Source organism: Pseudomonas sp. GL_117 (genome assembly GCF_057835125.1).
The window spans coordinates 4,706,046-4,724,869 of sequence record NZ_CM174418.1 but is presented as its reverse complement, the minus strand read 5'-3'; the positions used below and the strand labels follow the sequence as shown (position 1 = coordinate 4,724,869).

Genomic DNA, 18,824 nt, shown 5'->3' with positions numbered 1-18,824 from the left:
CGTCTGAGGAGATAGCATGATCGTTCGTCCCGTACGCAGCAGCGACTTACCGGCCCTGATTGATCTGGCGCGCAGCACCGGCACCGGCCTCACCACCTTGCCGGCCAACGAAGAGCGCCTGACCCACCGCGTGGGCTGGGCCGAAAAAACCTTTCGCGGCGACGCCGGGCGCGGCGATGCCGACTACCTGTTCGTGCTGGAAAACGACGAAGGCCGCGTGGTGGGTATTTCCGCCATCGCTGGCGCCGTCGGCCTGCGTGAGCCCTGGTACAACTTCCGGGTCGGCCTGACGGTCAGCGCCTCCCAGGAGCTGAATATCTACCGTGAGATCCCGACGCTGTTCCTGGCCAACGACCTCACCGGCAATTCCGAGCTGTGCTCGTTGTTCCTGCACGCCGATTACCGCACCGGCCTCAACGGTCGCATGCTGGCCAAGGCGCGCATGCTGTTTATCGCCGAGTTCCCGCAACTGTTCGGCAACAAGATCATCGCCGAGATGCGCGGGGTGTCCAATGACGCCGGGCGTTCGCCGTTCTGGGAAAGCCTGGGGCGACACTTCTTCAAGATGGAATTCAGCCAGGCCGATTACCTCACCGGGGTCGGCAACAAGGCCTTTATCGCCGAACTGATGCCGAAATTTCCGCTGTACAGCTGCTTCCTTTCCGAGGATGCGCGCAACGTGATCGGCAAGGTCCACCCGGATACCGAACCGGCGCTGAGCATGCTCAAGAGTGAAGGTTTCAGCTACCAGGGCTACGTCGACATCTTCGACGCAGGCCCGGCGGTGGAGTGCGAGACCAGCAAGATCCGTGCGGTGCGCGACAGCCAGGCCCTGGTGCTGGCGATTGGCACGCCGGGGGAGGATGCCACGCCGTTCCTGATCCATAACCGCAAGCGCGAGGAGTGCCGCATCACCGCCGCTCCGGCCCGTCTGGCGGCCGGCACGCTGGTGGTCGATCCGCAGACCGCCAAGCGCCTGCAGCTGGTGGTGGGTGATCAAGTGCGTGCCGTACCGTTGTCTGCTGCTCGGGAGTCGAAATAATGAATTCGCTGTATATCGCAGGTAGCTGGCTGGCTGGCCAGGGTGAACTGTTTGAATCGCGCAACCCCGTGACCCAGCAGGTGCTGTGGGCCGGCAACGGCGCCACTGCCGAGCAGGTCGAGTCTGCCGTGCAGGCTGCGCGCCAGGCGTTCCCGGCCTGGGCCCGGCGCCCGCTGGAAGAGCGCATCGGTGTACTGGAAGCCTTCGCGGCTACCCTGAAGAAACGCGCTGATGAAATCGCCCGTTGCATCGGTGAGGAAACTGGCAAGCCGCTGTGGGAGTCGGCCACCGAAGTCACCAGCATGGCCAACAAGATCGCGATCTCGGTGCAAAGCTACCGCGAGCGCACCGGCGAGAAGAGCGGCCCCCTGGGCGACGCCACTGCGGTGTTGCGCCACAAACCCCACGGTGTGGTGGCGGTGTTTGGCCCGTATAACTTCCCCGGCCATTTGCCTAACGGGCATATCGTCCCGGCGTTGCTGGCGGGCAATACCGTACTGTTCAAACCCAGCGAGCTGACCCCCAAGGTCGCCGAGCTGACCGTGCAGTGCTGGATCGAAGCCGGTTTGCCGGTGGGTGTGTTGAACCTGCTGCAAGGTGCTCGGGAAACCGGGATCGCGCTGGCGGCCAACCCCGGGATCGACGGGTTGTTCTTCACCGGCTCCAGCCGCACCGGCAATCATCTGCACCAGCAATTCTCCGGGCGCCCGGACAAGATCCTGGCGCTGGAAATGGGCGGCAACAACCCGCTGGTGGTCGACGAAGTGGCCGACGTGGATGCGGCGGTCTACACCATTATCCAGTCGGCGTTTATCTCGGCTGGCCAGCGCTGCACCTGCGCCCGGCGCCTGCTGGTGCCGCAAGGCGCGTGGGGCGATGCGCTGCTGGCGCGGCTGGTCGCTGTGAGTTCGACGATTGAAGTGGGGGCATTCGACCAGCAACCCGCGCCGTTCATGGGCTCGGTGATTTCCCTGGCAGCGGCCAAGGCGTTGATGGAGGCCCAGGAGCTGATGCTGGCCAACGGCGCCGTGGCGTTGCTGGAAATGACCCAGCCGCAGGCTCAGGCCGCGCTGTTGACGCCCGGCATCATCGACGTGACCGGTGTGACCGAGCACGCAGACGAAGAACTGTTCGGCCCGCTGTTGCAGGTGATTCGCTACGCTGATTTCGCGGCGGCGATTGCCGAGGCCAACAACACCCAGTACGGCCTGGCCGCGGGTTTGTTGTCGGATTGCGAAGCGCGTTACCAGCAGTTCTGGCTGGAAAGCCGCGCCGGGATCGTCAATTGGAACAAGCAACTGACCGGCGCGGCGAGTACCGCACCGTTCGGTGGGGTAGGGGCGTCGGGCAACCATCGCGCCAGTGCGTATTACGCGGCGGATTATTGTGCGTATCCGGTGGCGTCGCTGGAAACTCCATCATTGGTTGTTCCAGCAACCCTGACTCCTGGGATAACACTGATCTAAACGTGGGAGCGGGCTTGCTCGCGAAAGCAGTCTGTCAGTTGATGCATCAGGTGCCTGACTCACCGCATTCGCGAGCAAGCCCGCTCCCACATTTGATCTCTGTTGTGTTGAAGATTGCCTATAAAAACAGATGTTCGTGGAGCCTCGCCGATGAAATCCTATGAAGTCAATTTTGACGGTCTAGTGGGGCCGACCCATAACTACGGCGGTTTGTCCTTCGGCAACGTCGCGTCCCAGAGCAACAGCCAACAGCATTCCAACCCCAAGGAAGCGGCGTTGCAGGGCTTGCAGAAAATGAAGGCCCTGATGGACATGGGCTTTGTGCAAGGCGTGCTGGCGCCCCAGGAGCGTCCTGATGTGGCAGCCTTGCGCAACTTAGGCTTCAGCGGCAGCGACGCACAGGTCATCCAGCAAGCCGCCAAGGATGCGATGCCTCTGTTGGTGGCAAGCTGCTCGGCATCGAGCATGTGGGTCGCCAACGCCGCCACGGTCAGCCCGAGTGCCGACACCGCGGATGGTCGCGTGCATTTCACCGCCGCGAACCTCAACTGCAAATACCACCGCAGCATCGAGCACCCGACCACCAGCCGCGTGCTGGGGGCGATGTTTGCCGATCAGAAGCACTTCGCCCACCACGCCGCGTTGCCGGCGGTAGCGCAGTTCGGCGACGAAGGCGCGGCCAACCACACGCGTTTGTGCCGTGAATATGGTGAGGCCGGCGTCGAGTTCTTTGTGTTCGGTCGCAGTGCGTTTGACAGCCGTTTTCCGGCGCCGCAGAAGTATCCGGCGCGCCAGACACTGGAAGCGTCCCGGGCCGTTGCACGACTGCATGGCCTGAAGGACGAAGGCGTGGTCTACGCCCAGCAGAACCCTGCGGTGATCGATGCCGGCGTGTTCCACAACGATGTGATCGCGGTGGGCAACGGCGAAGTGCTGTTCTATCACGAGGACGCGTTCCTCAATACCGAGCAGATGCTCGCTGAGCTGCAAGCCAAGTTGGGCAAGCTGGGCGGCAACTTCCAATCGGTGTGCGTACCGCGTGCCCTGGTCAGCGTCGAGGACGCGGTACGTTCCTACCTGTTCAATAGCCAGTTGCTGACCCGCGCTGACGGCTCGATGCTGCTGATCGTGCCGGAAGAATGCCGCGCCAACGAACGCGTCTGGACTTACCTGCAAGGCCTGACCGCCTCCGGTGGGCTGATCCGCGAAGTGAAGGTGTTCGACCTCAAGCAAAGCATGCAGAACGGCGGTGGCCCGGCGTGCCTGCGTTTGCGCGTGGCATTGAACGAAACCGAGCTGGCAGCGGTGAACCCAGGGGTTATCATGACCGCGCCGTTGTACGACACCCTGACCCAATGGGTCGGCAAGCACTACCGCGACAGCCTGCGCGAAACCGACCTGGCTGACCCGCAATTGTTGCTTGAATGCCGGACGGCACTGGATGAACTGACGCAAATCCTTAAACTGGGCTCGGTTTATCCTTTCCAGATCAATTAACGCCACCTTCTATTACGACCTTTGGCTGAGACTATTTATGACCACCGACACCCTCAAACTGATCCTTGAAGACACCGACGGCACCCAGCTGGAAACCTCCTGCACCCGCGTTGCCGTGGTGTGGCAGGGCAAGGAAATCTGGATCCAGCACGACGGCCGCGGCCAACTGCTGATCGGCGTGGACGTGGAAGAAGGCGACGCCGAATACGCCAACCTGCTGATGCGCCCATTGGCCACCAACCTGATGAGCCTGCAACTGGAAATGGAACCGGCCGACGTCGAAGGTGATGACGACGATCACGTCCACGGCCCAGGCTGCAACCACTAAGGAAGCGCTCTATGCTCGCCCTCGGCAAACTGCTTGAACTGACCCTCGCCGGTCGCGAACCGGCGCAAAAAATTCAACTGACTGTCGGCGGCGTGCAGATGCGCTGGCTCAGCGAGGGCGCGCTTGAAGTGCGCCCACCGCAGGCCCAGGACAACGGCAGCGACCTGCTGCTGTCGTCCGGGATCCATGGCAACGAAACCGCGCCGATCGAACTGCTCGACCGCCTGTTGCATGGCATCGCCCGCGGGGAGATCAAACCCCGCAACCGTATTCTGTTCCTGTTCGGCAACCCCGAGGCCATGCGTCGCGGTGAGCGTTACCTGGAACTGGACGTCAACCGGCTGTTCAACGGCCGGCACGAACAAAACATCGGCCCGGAGGCCATGCGCGCCGCCGAGCTGGAGCAATTGGCCCGCAGCTTCTTCAGCCAGCCGGGCCGTGCGCGCCTGCATTACGACCTGCATACCGCGATTCGTGGCTCGAAGATCGAGCAGTTTGCGCTGTACCCGTGGAAGGCCGGGCGCCAGCATTCGCGCCGAGAGCTGGCGCGTCTGCGCGCCGCCGGCATGGAAGCTGTGCTGTTGCAGAACAAGACTTCGATCACCTTCACCGCCTTTACCTACGAGCAGCTCGACGCCGAAGCCTTCACCCTGGAGTTGGGCAAGGCGCGGCCGTTCGGGCAGAACCAGGGGGTGGACGTGTCGCGCCTGGAGGCGCGCCTCAAGCAGATCATCGAAGGCACCGAGCCTGAGACCGACAGCCTTGACGGCCTGAAGCTGTTCGCCGTGGCGCGGGAAGTGATCAAGCACAGCGATACCTTCCTGCTGCACTTGCCGGCGGACGTGGAAAACTTCTCGGAGTTGGAAAAGGGCTACCTGCTGGCCGAAGACGTGGCCAAGACCCGTTGGGTGATCGAAGAGGAGGGCGCACGCATTATCTTTCCCAACCCGAAGGTGAAGAACGGCTTGCGCGCCGGGATTCTGATTGTGCCGACGACGGATGCCGGCTTGGTGTAGTGCTTGAGGTTTAACGCCGTCCAATGTGGGAGCGGGCAGGCCCGCTCCTACATTGGGTTTTGTGCTGTGACTTAGACCGCTACGGCCCGTGGCTCGCTGCGACGGATCGCACGGACCTTGTGCAGCGTGTCAGCGCAGGTGCGTGCCGCTTCCTGGCCTTTGTGTACGAAGTGCTCGTAGAAGAAGGTCTGGTGCTCGCTGCCCGCGTGGAAGTGATGCGGCGTCAGGGACACCGAGAACACCGGCACTTCGGTTTCCAGCTGAACCTGCATCAGGCCGCTCACTACCGATTGGGCGACGAATTCGTGACGGTAGATGCCACCGTCCACCACCAGCGCGGCGGCAACGATACCGGCGTAGCGGCCGGTCTTGGCCAGCAGCTTGGCGTGCAGGGGCATTTCAAAGGCGCCGCCGACTTCAAAGAAATCGATGTCCGACTCCTGGTAGCCCTGGGCGATCATTTCGGCGAGGAAGCCTTTGCGCGATTGGTCGACAATTTCCTTGTGCCAGCAGGCCTGGATAAACGCGACGCGCTCGCCGTGATGGTTTTTGCTTTTGCTGTCGATTGCGGTGGGTTGCATGTTCTGACTCCTGTTTAAGAAAAAAACAGGGCGTTATGAATCGAATGGGATTTAAGGGTACGCAAGACAAGCGGCCCTTAGGTGCCAATCCCGTTCTCTCTTCATCCGGACTATGACCGTCGGCCCCGGGATCACACCGGGTCTGCTGACCTTGGTGCCGTCCCGCGTGAGCAGTTCGAGGCGCCAAGCGCTCGCGGGCTATACACATTGCGTGTAATTACCGCCGGTGGGGAATTGCACCCCGCCCTGAGAACGTTGCCGCCAGAACCCTGGCGGCGGAGAGTTTTTATCATGGTTTTTCAAAAACTGCACGGCTGTCGTATCGATAGGCTATATCGGTTTGTTTGGTTGGTATTCGATTGAATAGACCTGGGGCTTGATATTCTGCGGCGTTGCCCGCAGTAATGACCTTCAAAAGGACTTATCCAACCCTTAGAGGCCCGTTTCATGTCTGTGATCGACCTGCGCAGCGACACCGTGACCCAACCCACCCCCGGCATGCGAGACGCGATGGCCACTGCCGCCAGCGGCGATGACGTGTACGGCGAAGACCCCAGCGTCAACCATCTGGAAGCCGAAATGGCCAGGCGCCTGGGCTTTGAAGCCGCGTTGTTCGTGCCCACCGGCACCATGAGCAACCTGCTGGCGTTGATGGCCCATTGTGAGCGCGGCGAGGAGTACATCGTCGGCCAGCAAGCCCACACCTACAAATACGAAGGCGGTGGCGCGGCGGTGCTCGGTTCGATCCAGCCGCAGCCGCTGGAAGTGCAGGCGGACGGTTCACTGGATTTGCACGAGGTGCTGGCGGCGATCAAGCCGGACGACTTCCACTTCGCCCGCACTCGCCTGCTGGCGCTGGAAAACACCATGCAGGGCAAGGTTTTGCCGCTGGCGTACCTGGCCAAGGCGCGGGCGTTCACCCGTGAGCATGGCCTGGCGCTGCACCTGGACGGTGCGCGGATCTATAACGCTGCGGTCAAGCTGGGGGTGGATGCGCGGGAAATCGCCCAGCATTTCGATTCGGTTTCGGTGTGCCTGTCCAAAGGCCTCGGCGCGCCGATTGGCTCAGTGCTCTGTGGTTCGACGGCGTTGATCGCCAAGGCGCGACGCCTGCGCAAGATGGTTGGCGGCGGCATGCGCCAGGCCGGCTCACTGGCGGCGGCGGGGCTGTATGCATTGGATCATCAGGTACAGCGCCTGGCCGACGACCACGCCAACGCCCAATGGCTGGGGGACGAGTTGCGCAAGGCTGGCTATGAAGTGGAGCCGGTGCAGACCAACATGGTCTACGTGCAGGTCGGCGACCAGGCCCAGGCACTGAAGGCGTTCGCGGCCGAGCGCGGGATCAAGTTGAGTGCCGCGCCGCGTCTGCGCATGGTCACCCATTTGGATGTGAGCCGCGCGCAGATCGAGCAGGTGCTGGCGACATTCGTCGAATTTTCGCGCAAATGACCCTGCAGACCGTCCAATTGAACCTTTCAATCGTATAAACACGCTGTACCACCGGCAAAGGGCCGATATAATGCGGCCCTTTGCCGTCGCTCCGTCTGATGATGTTGCGCACTGGCCTTTGGCCGCAGCCTCCGTGGAAGAACCTAATGAAAAGCGCAGAAATCCGTGAAGCCTTCCTTCGCTTCTTCGAAGAGCAAGGTCACACCCGTGTCTCCTCCAGCTCTTTGATCCCAGGCAATGACCCAACCCTGCTGTTCACTAACGCGGGGATGAACCAGTTCAAGGACTGCTTCCTGGGCCAGGAAAAACGCGCGTACACCCGTGCCACCAGCAGCCAGAAGTGCGTGCGTGCCGGCGGCAAGAACAGCGACTTGGAAAACGTCGGTTACACCGCTCGTCACCACACCTTCTTCGAAATGCTGGGCAACTTCAGCTTTGGCGACTATTTCAAGAAAGATGCGATCACCTTCGCCTGGACCTTCCTGACCGGCGTGTTGAAGCTGCCCAAAGAAAAGCTCTGGGTCACCGTCTATGCGACGGACGACGAAGCGTATGACATCTGGACCCAGCAAATCGGCGTGCCTGAAGAGCGCATGATCCGTATCGGCGACAACAAAGGCGCGCCGTACGCTTCCGACAACTTCTGGACCATGGGCGATACCGGCCCGTGCGGCCCTTGCACCGAGATCTTCTACGACCACGGCGCCGACATCTGGGGTGGCCCGCCAGGCTCGCCGGAAGAAGACGGTGACCGCTACATCGAGATCTGGAACAACGTATTCATGCAGTTCAACCGCACCGCCGACGGCGTGTTGCATCCGTTGCCAGCGCCGTCGGTCGACACCGGCATGGGCCTGGAGCGGATCAGTGCGGTGATGCAGCACGTGCATTCCAACTACGAAATCGACCTGTTCACCAACCTGCTGAGCGCCTCGGCGGCGGCCATTGGCTGTGCCAATGACAACCAGTCTTCGCTCAAGGTGGTGTCCGATCACATCCGTTCCTGCGGCTTCCTGATCGCCGATGGCGTGCTGCCGTCGAACGAAGGCCGTGGATATGTGCTGCGCCGCATCATCCGCCGCGCCTGCCGCCACGGTAACAAGCTGGGCGCCACTGGCAGCTTCTTCTACAAGATCGTCGCCGCACTGGTTGCCGAGATGGGCGACGCCTTCCCGGAGCTCAAGCAGCAGCAAGGTAATATCGAGCGCGTGCTCAAGGCTGAAGAAGAGCAGTTCTCCAAGACCCTCGAGCACGGCCTGAAAATCCTCGAGCAGGATCTGGCCGGGCTCAAAGGCACCGTGGTGCCGGGCGACGTGGTGTTCAAGCTGTACGACACCTACGGCTTCCCGATGGACCTGACTGCCGACATCGCCCGTGAGCGCGAGCTGACCATCGATGAAGCCGGTTTTGAGCGCGAGATGGAAGCCCAGCGTGTGCGTGCACGTTCCGCCAGTTCCTTTGGCCTGGACTACAACACCTTGGTCAAGGTTGATGTGCCGACCGAGTTCACCGGCTATAGCGCTACCGTGGGCTCGGCCAAGATCGTCGCCATTTATAAAGACGGCAAGTCGGTCGACGTGTTGAACGAAGGCGAGGAGGCGGTAGTAGTCCTGGACCAGACGCCGTTCTACGCCGAGTCCGGTGGCCAGGTTGGTGACTGTGGTTTCCTCAGTTCGACGTCCGGTCGGTTTGAAGTGCGCGACACCACCAAGACCGGCGGTGCGTTCCTGCATCACGGCAAGTTGGTGCTGGGCAACCTGACCGTTGGTGCGCCGGTCGACACTCAGGTCGACGCCAACGTGCGCCACGCCACGGCGCTGAACCACTCGGCCACTCACTTGCTGCACGCTGCACTGCGTCAGGTGCTGGGCGATCACGTCCAGCAGAAGGGCTCGTTGGTCGATAGCCAGCGCCTGCGTTTCGACTTCAGCCACTTCGAAGCGATCAAGCCGGAGCAGATCAAGGCCCTGGAAGACATCGTCAACGCCGAGATCCGCAAGAACACCCCGGTGCAAACCGAAGAAACCGACATCGAGACCGCCAAGGCCAAGGGCGCCATGGCGCTGTTCGGCGAGAAGTACGGCGACAGCGTGCGCGTACTGAGCATGGGCGGTGATTTCTCGGTGGAACTGTGTGGCGGTATCCACGCCAACCGCACCGGCGACATCGCCCTGCTGAAAATCATCAGCGAAGGTGGTGTGGCGTCCGGTGTGCGGCGTATCGAGGCAGTGACCGGTGCTGCGGCCCTGGCCTACCTCAATGCGGCCGAAGAACAACTCAAGGAAGCGGCCAGCCTGGTCAAGGGCAGCCGCGACAACCTGATCGACAAGCTGTCCGCCGTACTGGAGCGCAACCGCGCCCTGGAGAAACAGCTGGAGCAGTTGCAAGCCAAGGCAGCCAGTGCGGCGGGCGACGATCTGTCGGCTTCTGCGGTGGACGTCAAGGACGTGAAAGTCCTGGCCGCGCGCCTGGACGGTCAGGACGGCAAGGCGCTGTTGGCCTTGGTCGATCAGTTGAAGAACAAGCTCGGCCGCGCAGTGATCCTGCTCGGCGGTGTCCATGAGGATAAGGTCGTTCTGGTTGCCGGTGTAACCAAGGACCTGACTGGCCAACTCAAGGCCGGTGATTTGATGAAACAAGCCGCTGCGGCAGTGGGCGGGAAGGGTGGTGGTCGTCCGGACATGGCGCAAGGCGGTGGTGTAGACGCCGGTGCCCTGGACGCGGCCCTGGCCCTGACCGTGCCGTTTGTCGAGGCGGGTATTTAAGGCGCCATGATTGAGCCCATGGTCTAGTCATGGGCTCGCTCCGGTGCTGGAAGATTTGTTTATTGGGCGCCCCTTTACGGGCTGAGGCGGCTTAGAAATGGCTTTGATCGTACAGAAATTTGGAGGCACCTCGGTCGGCTCCGTCGAACGGATCGAGCAGGTGGCCGACAAGGTTAAGAAATTCCGCGATGCCGGCGACGACCTGGTGGTGGTGCTGTCGGCCATGAGCGGCGAGACCAATCGCCTGATCGACCTGGCCAAGGCTATCAGCGGTGATCAAGCGCCGCTGCCGCGTGAGCTGGATGTGATCGTGTCTACCGGCGAGCAGGTGACCATCGCGTTGCTGGCCATGGCGCTGAACAAGCGCGGTGTGCCGGCGGTGTCCTACACTGGCAGCCAGGTGCGCATCCTCACCGATAGCGCACACACCAAGGCGCGCATCCTGCAGATTGACGATCAGAAAATTCGTGCTGATCTGAAAGCAGGGCGCGTGGTAGTTGTAGCCGGCTTCCAGGGTGTGGACGAGCACGGCAACATCACCACCCTCGGGCGTGGCGGTTCGGACACCACCGGCGTGGCGCTGGCAGCGGCTCTCAAGGCTGATGAGTGCCAGATCTACACCGATGTGGATGGCGTCTATACCACTGACCCGCGTGTGGTGTCCGTGGCCCAGCGCCTGGACAAGATCACCTTTGAAGAGATGCTGGAAATGGCCAGCCTCGGTTCCAAGGTGTTGCAGATCCGTGCGGTGGAATTCGCCGGCAAGTACAACGTTCCGCTGCGCGTATTGCACAGCTTCAAAGAGGGTCCGGGCACCCTCATTACTATTGATGAAGAGGAATCCATGGAACAGCCGATCATTTCCGGTATCGCTTTCAACCGTGATGAAGCCAAGCTGACCATCCGTGGCGTGCCAGACACCCCGGGTGTGGCCTTCAAGATTCTCGGCCCGATCAGTAATGCGAATGTAGAAGTCGACATGATCGTGCAGAACGTTTCGCACGATAACACCACCGATTTCACCTTCACCGTGCACCGCAACGAGTACGATGCGGCGTTCAAGATCCTGGAAAACACTGCCAGCGAGATTGGCGCGCGTGAAGTGGTGGGTGACACCAAGATTGCCAAGGTGTCGATCGTGGGCGTGGGCATGCGTTCCCATGCCGGCGTTGCCAGCCGCATGTTTGGCGCCCTGGCCAAGGAAAGCATCAACATCCAGATGATCTCCACGTCGGAGATCAAGGTCTCGGTGGTGATCGAAGAGAAGTACCTGGAACTGGCTGTCCGCGCGCTGCATACCGCGTTCGAGCTCGACGCTCCGGCCCGACAGGGCGAGTGATGCGGTAATGCCAGGAAGGCGCGGTTTACCGCGCCTTTCCTTTTTTTGTAGGGCGCATGTTCTTTTGCGTGGGCTCGACAATACTTAGGCGGGTAGGGCCATGGCCTTTGGGTTGTAGGTCGAACGCCTTTTTTTTGCAGACTGTTGTTCCTGAACTGAAATGCGTGAGGAGAAAGGTATGCTGATTCTGACTCGTCGTTGCGCAGAAAGCCTGATTATTGGTGATGGCGAAATCACCGTGACTGTGCTCGGCGTCAAAGGCAATCAAGTGCGTATTGGGGTTAACGCTCCGAAAGAGGTAGCGGTCCACCGTGAGGAAATCTACCTGCGGATCAAGAAAGAGAAGGACGAAGAACCAAGCCTTTAATTTTTATCGTTTTTTATGTTTGCAAACGGGGATGAACGTGGTTAATATACGCCCCGTGTTGCGGAGAGCTGGCCGAGTGGCCGAAGGCGCTCCCCTGCTAAGGGAGTACACCTCAAAAGGGTGTCGGGGGTTCGAATCCCCCGTTCTCCGCCATTATTTGCTTAGTACGTTGCAATCTGGTTTTTTCGTAAGTTGTTGAAATTAAACGAAAAAATAGCTTTACATAGAGATTGAACGGCCTATAATGCGCGGCAACAAATGCACTCGTAGCTCAGCTGGATAGAGTACTCGGCTACGAACCGAGCGGTCACAGGTTCGAATCCTGTCGAGTGCACCATTTAAGAGTCAGTTGCAGCAATGCAGGTGGCTTGGCTCCAACCAGTTGTGATCTGGTCTAAAAACACAATCTGCACTCGTAGCTCAGCTGGATAGAGTACTCGGCTACGAACCGAGCGGTCACAGGTTCGAATCCTGTCGAGTGCACCATACAAACAAAAAGCCCGCCTAGTGCGGGCTTTTTGCCGTCTGGGGTTTGTGTGGGAATGATCCCGGGTTTTATCTTTTCTCCTACGTCATGTGTTTTCCTTTCGGGCAGCGTCGTCGCAGTTCATAGATCCAGCCATTGCTCAGCTTTTGCTCGCAAGCGCTTGTTCTTGCCAGTTTTTTAACGTTTAAAGCGGTCGGGCGGTGTATCATTGCGCCCGTCAGCCCCGCCGGGGCTTGTGGAATACCTCCATGGACTTACCCAGTAGTTACTCAGTACCCCGTTTTACCAATCATGAATTGACTGATTGATCCTTCCGGCGTGCCCCGCTGCTGGGAGTGGAGTTCGCCTATGACCGAAGTAGAAGTAAAGAAAACACAAGAAAGCCTGCAGGATCGCCTGGCTCAAGTCATCGAGCTGCTGCAGCGCCAGCGTGTGGTCGAAGACCTTACGCATCGCCAGGAAGGTCCGAACCACGACCGCGTCGAAAACCTGGTCCACCGCCAAAACCTCGTCGAGTTGCAGCGCAAGCTCGATGATCTGCACTCCGCCGACGTCGCTTACATCCTCGAAGCCTTGCCGCTCGATGATCGACTGACCCTCTGGCAGTTGGTCAAGGCTGACCGCGACGGCGACATCCTTCTCGAAGTATCCGACTCGGTCCGTGAAACCCTGATCGCCGACATGGACGATCACGAGCTCCTGGCTGCGGCCAAGGAGATGGACGCCGACGAACTCGCTGACTTGGCCCCTGAGCTGCCGCGTGACGTCGTGCACGAGCTGATGGAGGCCCTCGACGGCCAGCAACGTGAGCGAGTGCGCTCCGCGCTGTCCTATGACGAGGACCAGGTCGGCGCCCTGATGGACTTCGAGATGGTCACCATCCGCGAAGACGTCAGCCTGGAAGTGGTTCTGCGCTACCTGCGCCGGCTGAAAGAGCTGCCTGGCCATACCGACAAACTGTTCGTGGTCGACTACGAAGGCATTCTCAAGGGTGTGCTGCCGATCAAGCGTTTGCTGGTCAATGATCCGGACAAGAAAGTTGCGGACCTGATGGCCAGCGACACGGTGAGTTTTCACCCGGACGAAGATGCGTACGAGGCTGCCCAGGCGTTCGAGCGTTACGACTTGATCTCGGCGCCGGTAGTCGACAAGAACGGCAAGCTGATTGGTCGTTTGACCATCGATGAAATGGTCGACTTGATTCGTGAGGAAAGTGAGACCGAAGTCCTCAACATGGCGGGTTTGCGTGAAGAGGAAGACATTTTTGCATCGGTCTGGCGCTCACTGCATAACCGTTGGGCGTGGTTGGCGATCAACCTGATTACCGCGTTTATTGCGTCGCGGGTGATTGGGTTGTTCGAGGGCTCGATCGAGAAATTGGTGGCCCTTGCGGCGCTGATGCCGATTGTGGCCGGCATCGGCGGCAACTCGGGTAACCAGACGATTACCATGATCGTGCGTGCCATGGCGCTGGATCAGGTGAGTACCGCCAATTCATCGCGCTTGCTGCGCAAGGAGCTGGCGGTTGGCTTGATCAACGGTCTTGTGTGGGGTGGGGTAATTGGTGTGGTGGCTTACTTGCTCTACGGCAGTTGGTCGCTCGGCGTCGTGATGACGGCCGCCATGACCCTCAATCTGCTGCTGGCCGCCTTGATGGGTGTGTTGATCCCCATGACCCTGGCCCGGCTCGGGCGCGACCCTGCGATGGGTGCCAGTGTGATGATCACCGCGATGACCGACAGTGGTGGCTTCTTCATCTTCCTGGGGTTGGCAACGATCTTCCTGCTTTGATCCAACCCCGATGGGGGCAGCTCTGCCCCCTTGCTGCATCCTCTTCCCAAATCCCAGGCAAAAAAAAGCCAGCACATGGCTGGCTTCGGCTTTCAGGTGCAGATCAATTGGCTTCTGCGGCCGCCTCAACGTCGTGCGCGATAAGCGAGACGAGAGCATTTTGCTGGCGGTGGGAGAGCTGACGAAAACGCTGCAGCAGTTCGCGTTCGTGCAGTGACAGCTCAGGGCTGTCCAGGCGCATGCTCAACTCTTCGCCCAACGCACCTTCCTGAATAAGGCTTTGCTCCAGGCGCGCGATGATTTCGGAGTTCATGCTGCGGTGATGATTGCGAGCCACCTCGGCAATGCGTTCCCGCATTCCGTCTGGCAGACGTACGACGAACTTGTCAGCCGTACGGCTGGAATAAATTGCCTGTTTCAATGGGCGCATATATTTAACCGGTTAGTTCAGGGGAGCGGTTTCTGGAATTGGCCGCAAGCGATGAGTGTTAAGACAAGGCTCACGACCAAAGTTCAACCTGAATTGCAAAGAGGCCGCATCATGCCTCAGATTTGCCAGTTCCTTGGCGTCAATTCTGTGACAAATATTGAACTGCCTAAAGGCTTAATGCCAGCACTGATTTGCATTTTTGCGGACTGGTTGGAAAACTTTTTGGCGAAGGATTTCATCCAGTAATGATCGCGCAAAGCCCGGCCGCAAAAGGGTTTTAGGCCGCACATCGTATAGCAAAGTGGCCTTTTGCCCTTGAATTTAAGACTAGTGGCAATCTGCCGATTTACTAGCACGAGGCGACATAAGGTAGGTGGGAGTCAACGCAGTACGGGGTCGAATTTGATCCGGCGACCCACGATGAGGGTCAGCAACAGAATGCCGGCAAACACGCCGCTGGCGATAAATGCGCTGGATTGCACGTCCCGCGCGCTGGCATTCAGTCCCAGGATGGCACTGGCCAGGGTCAGGCAGAGAAACAGCCAGGCGGGCTTGTTCATTGGGACGTCCTCAGAAAACCCAGTGTTCGGCGGATGGCGCTGCTTGAGTGCCCTGGGTCAGGTGAATGTCGGATTGCGGTTTGACGGCCATCACGGCCAGTTGCGGACGCTGTTGCAAATGATGGGGCACGGGCTGGCGCAGCTGCGCGGTGTCGTCGCTAGTGTTCGATTGGAAATGGAAGGCCACCAATGCCGCCAGGGCTGCGGTGTTGAGAGCTAACAGAAGGGCGCTGTTCATAATCATGTTCTCCGCAGCAGGCATGGCCGAGTTGGTTTTATAAGGGAAGTATTGCAGAACCCGTGCCAAGGTTTTAATTCAATAAAATCAGTTACTTAAGTGTAGTTTGGTGGGCTGTTTTATTGCAATTTGCAATGCTGGCATTTTGGGGTAATGCATTTTGCACGATGGCGCCAAGTGCCCGGTTCCACGGGACCAAACGGCAGCTACCCCGGTAAGCTGCGGCCTACACTCAAAAAGCCTACAGACGACATGACAAAACCCAACCCGGCCGTTAACATGCACGCCGTCCGTCGCACCGCCCCTCGGCGAGATGACGGTCATTGGTCCCAGTAGCTCAATTGGATAGAGCATCCCCCTCCTAAGGGGAAGGTTGGCCGTTCGAACCGGCCCTGGGACACCAGATCCAAAGCCCCGCACAGATTGTTCTGGCGGGGCTTTTTTGTGGGCGCTTTTTAAAGATGTGTCGAACCTTGACGCTGTTCAGGGTTCACAGCAGGTGCGCGGTGTATTTATCACGATCTATGTACCTTGCAGCCAGCCGGGCAGCGTCTGACGGTTAAGCAAAATAATCCCCGGAAACAGCATATGCCGCCTGTCCGGACCCGCCCACCCAGGACTATCATGCCGATAGCCCTGTCTCTCACCGCAAGGAGCCGCTCGGAACGCCGATGCGCCAGATCTGGAAATCTTTTCGAGCCCTTTATTTCGCCTCTTTGATGATGCTGATCGGCTCCGGCCTGCTCAGTACTTACCTGGCCTTGCGCCTGGCGGCCGACCATGTGGACAGCCTGTGGGTCGGTGCGCTGATGGCGGCCAACTACTTTGGCCTGGTGCTGGGCGGCAAGATCGGGCATCGCCTGATTGCCCGGGTCGGGCATATCCGCGCGTATGCCACCTGTGCCGGGATCGTCGGCGCGGCAGTGCTGGGGCATGGCCTGATTGACTGGCTGCCGGCGTGGATCGTACTGCGGGTCATTGTCGGCCTGGGGATGATGTGCCAGTACATGGTCATCGAGAGTTGGCTGAATGAACAGGCGGACGCCAAGCAGCGCGGTGTGGTGTTCAGCGGCTACATGATCGCCTCCTACCTGGGGCTGGTGCTGGGTCAACTGATCCTGGTGATGCACCCCCAGCTCGGCCTCGAATTGCTGATGTTGGTCGCGTTGTGCTTTGCCCTGTGCCTGGTGCCGGTGGCGATGACCCGACGGATTCACCCGGCGCCGCTGCATCCGGCGCCGATGGAACCGCGCTTCTTTATCAAGCGGGTGCCGCAGTCGCTGAGTACGGTGCTGGGCGCGGGGTTGATCGTCGGCTCGTTCTACGGCCTGGCGCCGCTGTATGCCTCGCAGCAAGGCTTGAGCACCGAGCAGGTCGGTCTGTTCATGGGTAGCTGCATTTTTGCCGGTCTGGTGGTGCAGTGGCCGTTGGGCTGGTTGTCTGATCGCTATGATCGCGCCCTGTTGATTCGTTGTTTCGCCCTGTGCCTGGCGGTGGCGGCGTTGCCGTTGGCGGTGCTCACCCAAGTGCCGTTGGAAGTGCTGTTCGTGGCCGGGTTTGTGTGTTCCCTAGTGCAGTTCTGTCTGTATCCGCTGGCTGTGGCGTTCTCCAATGACCACGTGGAAGGTGATCGCCGCGTCTCGCTCACCGCGATGTTGCTGGTGACCTACGGCGTGGGTGCCAGTATCGGGCCGTTGCTGGCCGGTGTGGTGATGAAGCTGTTCGGCAGCCAAATGTTGTACGCGTTCTTCAGCCTATGTGCGTTGATCCTGGTGTGGCGCATCCGGCCGAAGGCGGTGACCAACCTGCATCAGGTGGACGATGCGCCGCTGCATCACGTGGCCATGCCCGACAGCATGTCCAGTTCGCCGCTGGTGGCGGCGCTGGACCCGCGGGTCGATGAACAAGTGGTGCAAGAGCAGATGCAGACCGCTGCGCCGCAAGAGCCTGAGGCCGAGACTGAAGCCGATGCGCAGCCAGCGGTTGAAGAGCCTGCCTTCGAAGGGCCACCGGAGCCCTTGGGCCCCGAAGAGCATCCCCATGACTTGAGCAGGGCGCGCCCCTGAATGCAAAAACGGGCAGATCCCATCAGGATCTGCCCGTTTTTTTGCTGCATGCGTTAAGGCTTAAAAGTCGTCGTCTTTATCAAAACGCCGTGCTTCACGTTGCAGTTGGTACACAAACCGTTCGACCTGGCGTTGTACCAGGCCACTCATGTTGTGGAAGCGCACGCCAGCGAAGGTGGTGTTGATCTTCTCTTCGAAGTGCAGGTAACGCAGTTCGACGGAGGTGGTCATGCTGCCGAAGGGCAGGGCGGCGATAAAGCGGTCATAGACCTGGCCCAGTTGCAGGCGCTCGGAGATGTCGCCTTCAAAACGCAATTTGCAGCCAGTGGCGGAGATGTCCAGCAGCTTGCCGCTGACCGGCGCCTTGAGTTTCTCGCCGCCCAGCTCGATGTTCACCAGTTGTGCCAGCTTCAGCGCGGCGCGAAAGGCATTGCGGCGCTGATGGTAGACCACCTCGTCCGGCATGCTGCCGGTGTAGATACGGTGGCCGTCTTTTTCACTGATGGTGTAGGTGCCATTGCTTTCCCAGGCGACGCGCACGCCTTCGTGGAAACCTTCGATGCGAAACGGTTCGCCGCTTTCGAGGAAGCGCTCGCCATCGCGCGGGATCATTTCGTCCAGTGCCAGGGTCTTTTTGTCCCGGTCGACGTCCACCAGGTAGCTTTGGAAGCGCTGGCTGCGTTCGTGGAAGGTGATGATCAGCGGGTCGTGGCTTTCTTGCAGCATCCGCAAGGTGCCGACAATTTCCAGGGGCGTAGTGAGTACCTTGGGTGGCTGCGGTGCATCTTCCGCATTAAGGGCGTTGAACACGGTTCTTCCATCTCCAGACAAAATACGACTACACGCAAGAACCGGCATTTTGCCAGTATGTGGCGCGCCTTGGATAGGGCGCGCTGTAAACCGGCGTCAGGCTTGGCTGCGGGTGCTTGGCTTGACCAGGCGTGAGGTGGAGCCTTGGGCGTTGTACAAGGCTGGAGGCTCACCGCCATGGAGTATACGCAACTGGTTGGCGGTCGTGGCTTGCTGAAGTTGGATCGACTGACCGTTGAGCAGGTTGGCTTCCTGGCATTGGGCGAGCAATTGATTGAGTTCTTTGCTCTGCGCCAGCAACTGGTCGCCGACGGAGGAGTGACTGGCCAATTGTGCGAGGCCGTCGTGGTCAGCGGGCAGGCCCAGGCTGAGGAGAATTTCACTGCGTTTCTTGCCGTGTTGTTCCAGCAGCACGATCAACGACTGCTTGCGTGCCAGGATTTCTTCCAGCAGGGGCATGTCCCGGCCATAGAGGGCCAGGGATTCTTCTTTTAGCAGCTCGAGCAAATGTTGCGTCGGCGCCAGATCATCAATGATCAGTTGAAGCAGGTTTTCGTCGTGGTGCATGGCTGGCCTTGGGGTTTAAGCG

At 59.9% G+C, this 18,824-nt stretch carries 17 protein-coding genes, 4 tRNA genes and 1 riboswitch; of the genes, 15 read left to right on the top strand and 6 right to left on the bottom strand.

Annotated elements, in window-relative coordinates; genetic code table 11:
* Positions 1-16 precede the first annotated feature (16 nt).
* From astA to astE, 5 genes are all read left to right on the top strand, one after another.
* Entirely contained in the window at positions 17-1,042 is a 1,026-nt protein-coding gene (gene astA / locus AC3ISR_RS21430; RefSeq protein WP_192300643.1) for an arginine N-succinyltransferase, read from the top strand.
* Positions 1,039-2,508 (top strand): succinylglutamate-semialdehyde dehydrogenase, encoded by a 1,470-nt coding sequence (gene astD / locus AC3ISR_RS21425; RefSeq protein ID WP_489324851.1) that lies wholly within the window; start codon positions 1,039-1,041, stop codon positions 2,506-2,508. Before astA ends, astD begins: the two co-directional genes overlap by 4 nt.
* 150 nt (positions 2,509-2,658) lie before the next feature.
* Complete coding sequence (gene astB / locus AC3ISR_RS21420) at positions 2,659-4,005, top strand: N-succinylarginine dihydrolase (protein ID WP_489324423.1); 1,347 nt, start codon at positions 2,659-2,661, stop codon at positions 4,003-4,005.
* Between the two features lie 37 nt (positions 4,006-4,042).
* Positions 4,043-4,333, top strand: a complete 291-nt coding sequence (locus AC3ISR_RS21415; RefSeq protein ID WP_003214319.1) for a hypothetical protein — start codon at positions 4,043-4,045, stop codon at positions 4,331-4,333.
* 11 nt (positions 4,334-4,344) lie between these two features.
* Positions 4,345-5,349: a succinylglutamate desuccinylase gene (gene astE, locus AC3ISR_RS21410; protein WP_192300645.1), complete on the top strand. Its 1,005-nt coding sequence runs from the start codon at positions 4,345-4,347 to the stop codon at positions 5,347-5,349.
* A 71-nt stretch (positions 5,350-5,420) separates the two neighbouring features.
* Here the strand turns inward: astE and AC3ISR_RS21405 are convergent, their stop codons facing one another.
* Positions 5,421-5,930 carry a 6,7-dimethyl-8-ribityllumazine synthase gene (locus AC3ISR_RS21405; RefSeq protein WP_192300646.1) on the bottom strand — a complete coding sequence of 170 codons (510 nt, stop codon included), beginning with the start codon at positions 5,928-5,930 and terminating at the stop codon, positions 5,421-5,423.
* 88 nt (positions 5,931-6,018) lie between these two features.
* A riboswitch (FMN riboswitch) is annotated at positions 6,019-6,188 on the bottom strand.
* Positions 6,189-6,377: 189 nt separating this feature from the next.
* Between AC3ISR_RS21405 and ltaE the strand changes: the two genes are divergently transcribed.
* The 8 genes from ltaE to mgtE all read left to right on the top strand — a co-directional run bounded on the left by ltaE (position 6,378) and on the right by mgtE (position 14,131).
* On the top strand, positions 6,378-7,382 hold the full coding sequence (ltaE, locus tag AC3ISR_RS21400) for a low-specificity L-threonine aldolase (RefSeq protein WP_192300647.1): 1,005 nt from the start codon (positions 6,378-6,380) through the stop codon (positions 7,380-7,382).
* A gap of 146 nt (positions 7,383-7,528) precedes the next feature.
* On the top strand, positions 7,529-10,147 hold the full coding sequence (gene alaS / locus AC3ISR_RS21395; protein WP_192300648.1) for an alanine--tRNA ligase: 2,619 nt from the start codon (positions 7,529-7,531) through the stop codon (positions 10,145-10,147).
* A gap of 97 nt (positions 10,148-10,244) precedes the next feature.
* On the top strand, positions 10,245-11,486 hold the full coding sequence (locus AC3ISR_RS21390; protein WP_192300649.1) for an aspartate kinase: 1,242 nt from the start codon (positions 10,245-10,247) through the stop codon (positions 11,484-11,486).
* A gap of 178 nt (positions 11,487-11,664) precedes the next feature.
* Positions 11,665-11,853, top strand: a complete 189-nt coding sequence (gene csrA / locus AC3ISR_RS21385) for a carbon storage regulator CsrA (RefSeq protein WP_003175645.1) — start codon at positions 11,665-11,667, stop codon at positions 11,851-11,853.
* Between the two features lie 62 nt (positions 11,854-11,915).
* Positions 11,916-12,006: transfer RNA gene (locus AC3ISR_RS21380), tRNA-Ser, on the top strand.
* A 107-nt stretch (positions 12,007-12,113) separates the two neighbouring features.
* Positions 12,114-12,190, top strand: a tRNA-Arg gene (locus tag AC3ISR_RS21375).
* A 72-nt stretch (positions 12,191-12,262) separates the two neighbouring features.
* Positions 12,263-12,339: transfer RNA gene (locus AC3ISR_RS21370), tRNA-Arg, on the top strand.
* 349 nt (positions 12,340-12,688) lie between these two features.
* A complete protein-coding gene (mgtE, locus tag AC3ISR_RS21365; protein WP_192300650.1) occupies positions 12,689-14,131 on the top strand; it encodes a magnesium transporter in 1,443 nt (480 codons plus the stop codon).
* Between the two features lie 103 nt (positions 14,132-14,234).
* Here mgtE and AC3ISR_RS21360 read toward each other — a convergent pair whose 3' ends face one another.
* From AC3ISR_RS21360 to AC3ISR_RS21350, 3 genes are all read right to left on the bottom strand, one after another.
* Positions 14,235-14,561, bottom strand: a complete 327-nt coding sequence (locus AC3ISR_RS21360; RefSeq protein ID WP_003193592.1) for an Arc family DNA-binding protein — start codon at positions 14,559-14,561, stop codon at positions 14,235-14,237.
* Positions 14,562-14,941: 380 nt separating this feature from the next.
* Entirely contained in the window at positions 14,942-15,121 is a 180-nt protein-coding gene (locus tag AC3ISR_RS21355; protein ID WP_192300651.1) for a PA3371 family protein, read from the bottom strand.
* Between the two features lie 10 nt (positions 15,122-15,131).
* The gene (locus AC3ISR_RS21350; RefSeq protein ID WP_192300652.1) at positions 15,132-15,359 is read right to left on the bottom strand and encodes a hypothetical protein; all 228 of its coding nucleotides are present in this window, start codon (positions 15,357-15,359) and stop codon (positions 15,132-15,134) included.
* 326 nt (positions 15,360-15,685) lie between these two features.
* On the opposite strand from AC3ISR_RS21350, the gene AC3ISR_RS21345 reads away from it, so the two are divergent.
* Together AC3ISR_RS21345 and AC3ISR_RS21340 are read left to right on the top strand one after the other, a co-directional pair.
* Positions 15,686-15,762 (top strand) — tRNA-Arg (locus tag AC3ISR_RS21345).
* A 268-nt stretch (positions 15,763-16,030) separates the two neighbouring features.
* Positions 16,031-17,425 (top strand): MFS transporter, encoded by a 1,395-nt coding sequence (locus tag AC3ISR_RS21340; protein ID WP_192300653.1) that lies wholly within the window; start codon positions 16,031-16,033, stop codon positions 17,423-17,425.
* Positions 17,426-17,485: 60 nt separating this feature from the next.
* Here AC3ISR_RS21340 and AC3ISR_RS21335 read toward each other — a convergent pair whose 3' ends face one another.
* Both AC3ISR_RS21335 and AC3ISR_RS21330 read right to left on the bottom strand, forming a co-directional pair.
* Positions 17,486-18,235: a flagellar brake protein gene (locus AC3ISR_RS21335; RefSeq protein ID WP_192300654.1), complete on the bottom strand. Its 750-nt coding sequence runs from the start codon at positions 18,233-18,235 to the stop codon at positions 17,486-17,488.
* Positions 18,236-18,331: 96 nt separating this feature from the next.
* Positions 18,332-18,802, bottom strand: coding sequence for a flagella synthesis protein FlgN (locus tag AC3ISR_RS21330; RefSeq protein ID WP_192300655.1), 471 nt, complete (start codon positions 18,800-18,802; stop codon positions 18,332-18,334).
* Positions 18,803-18,824: the final 22 nt, after the last annotated feature.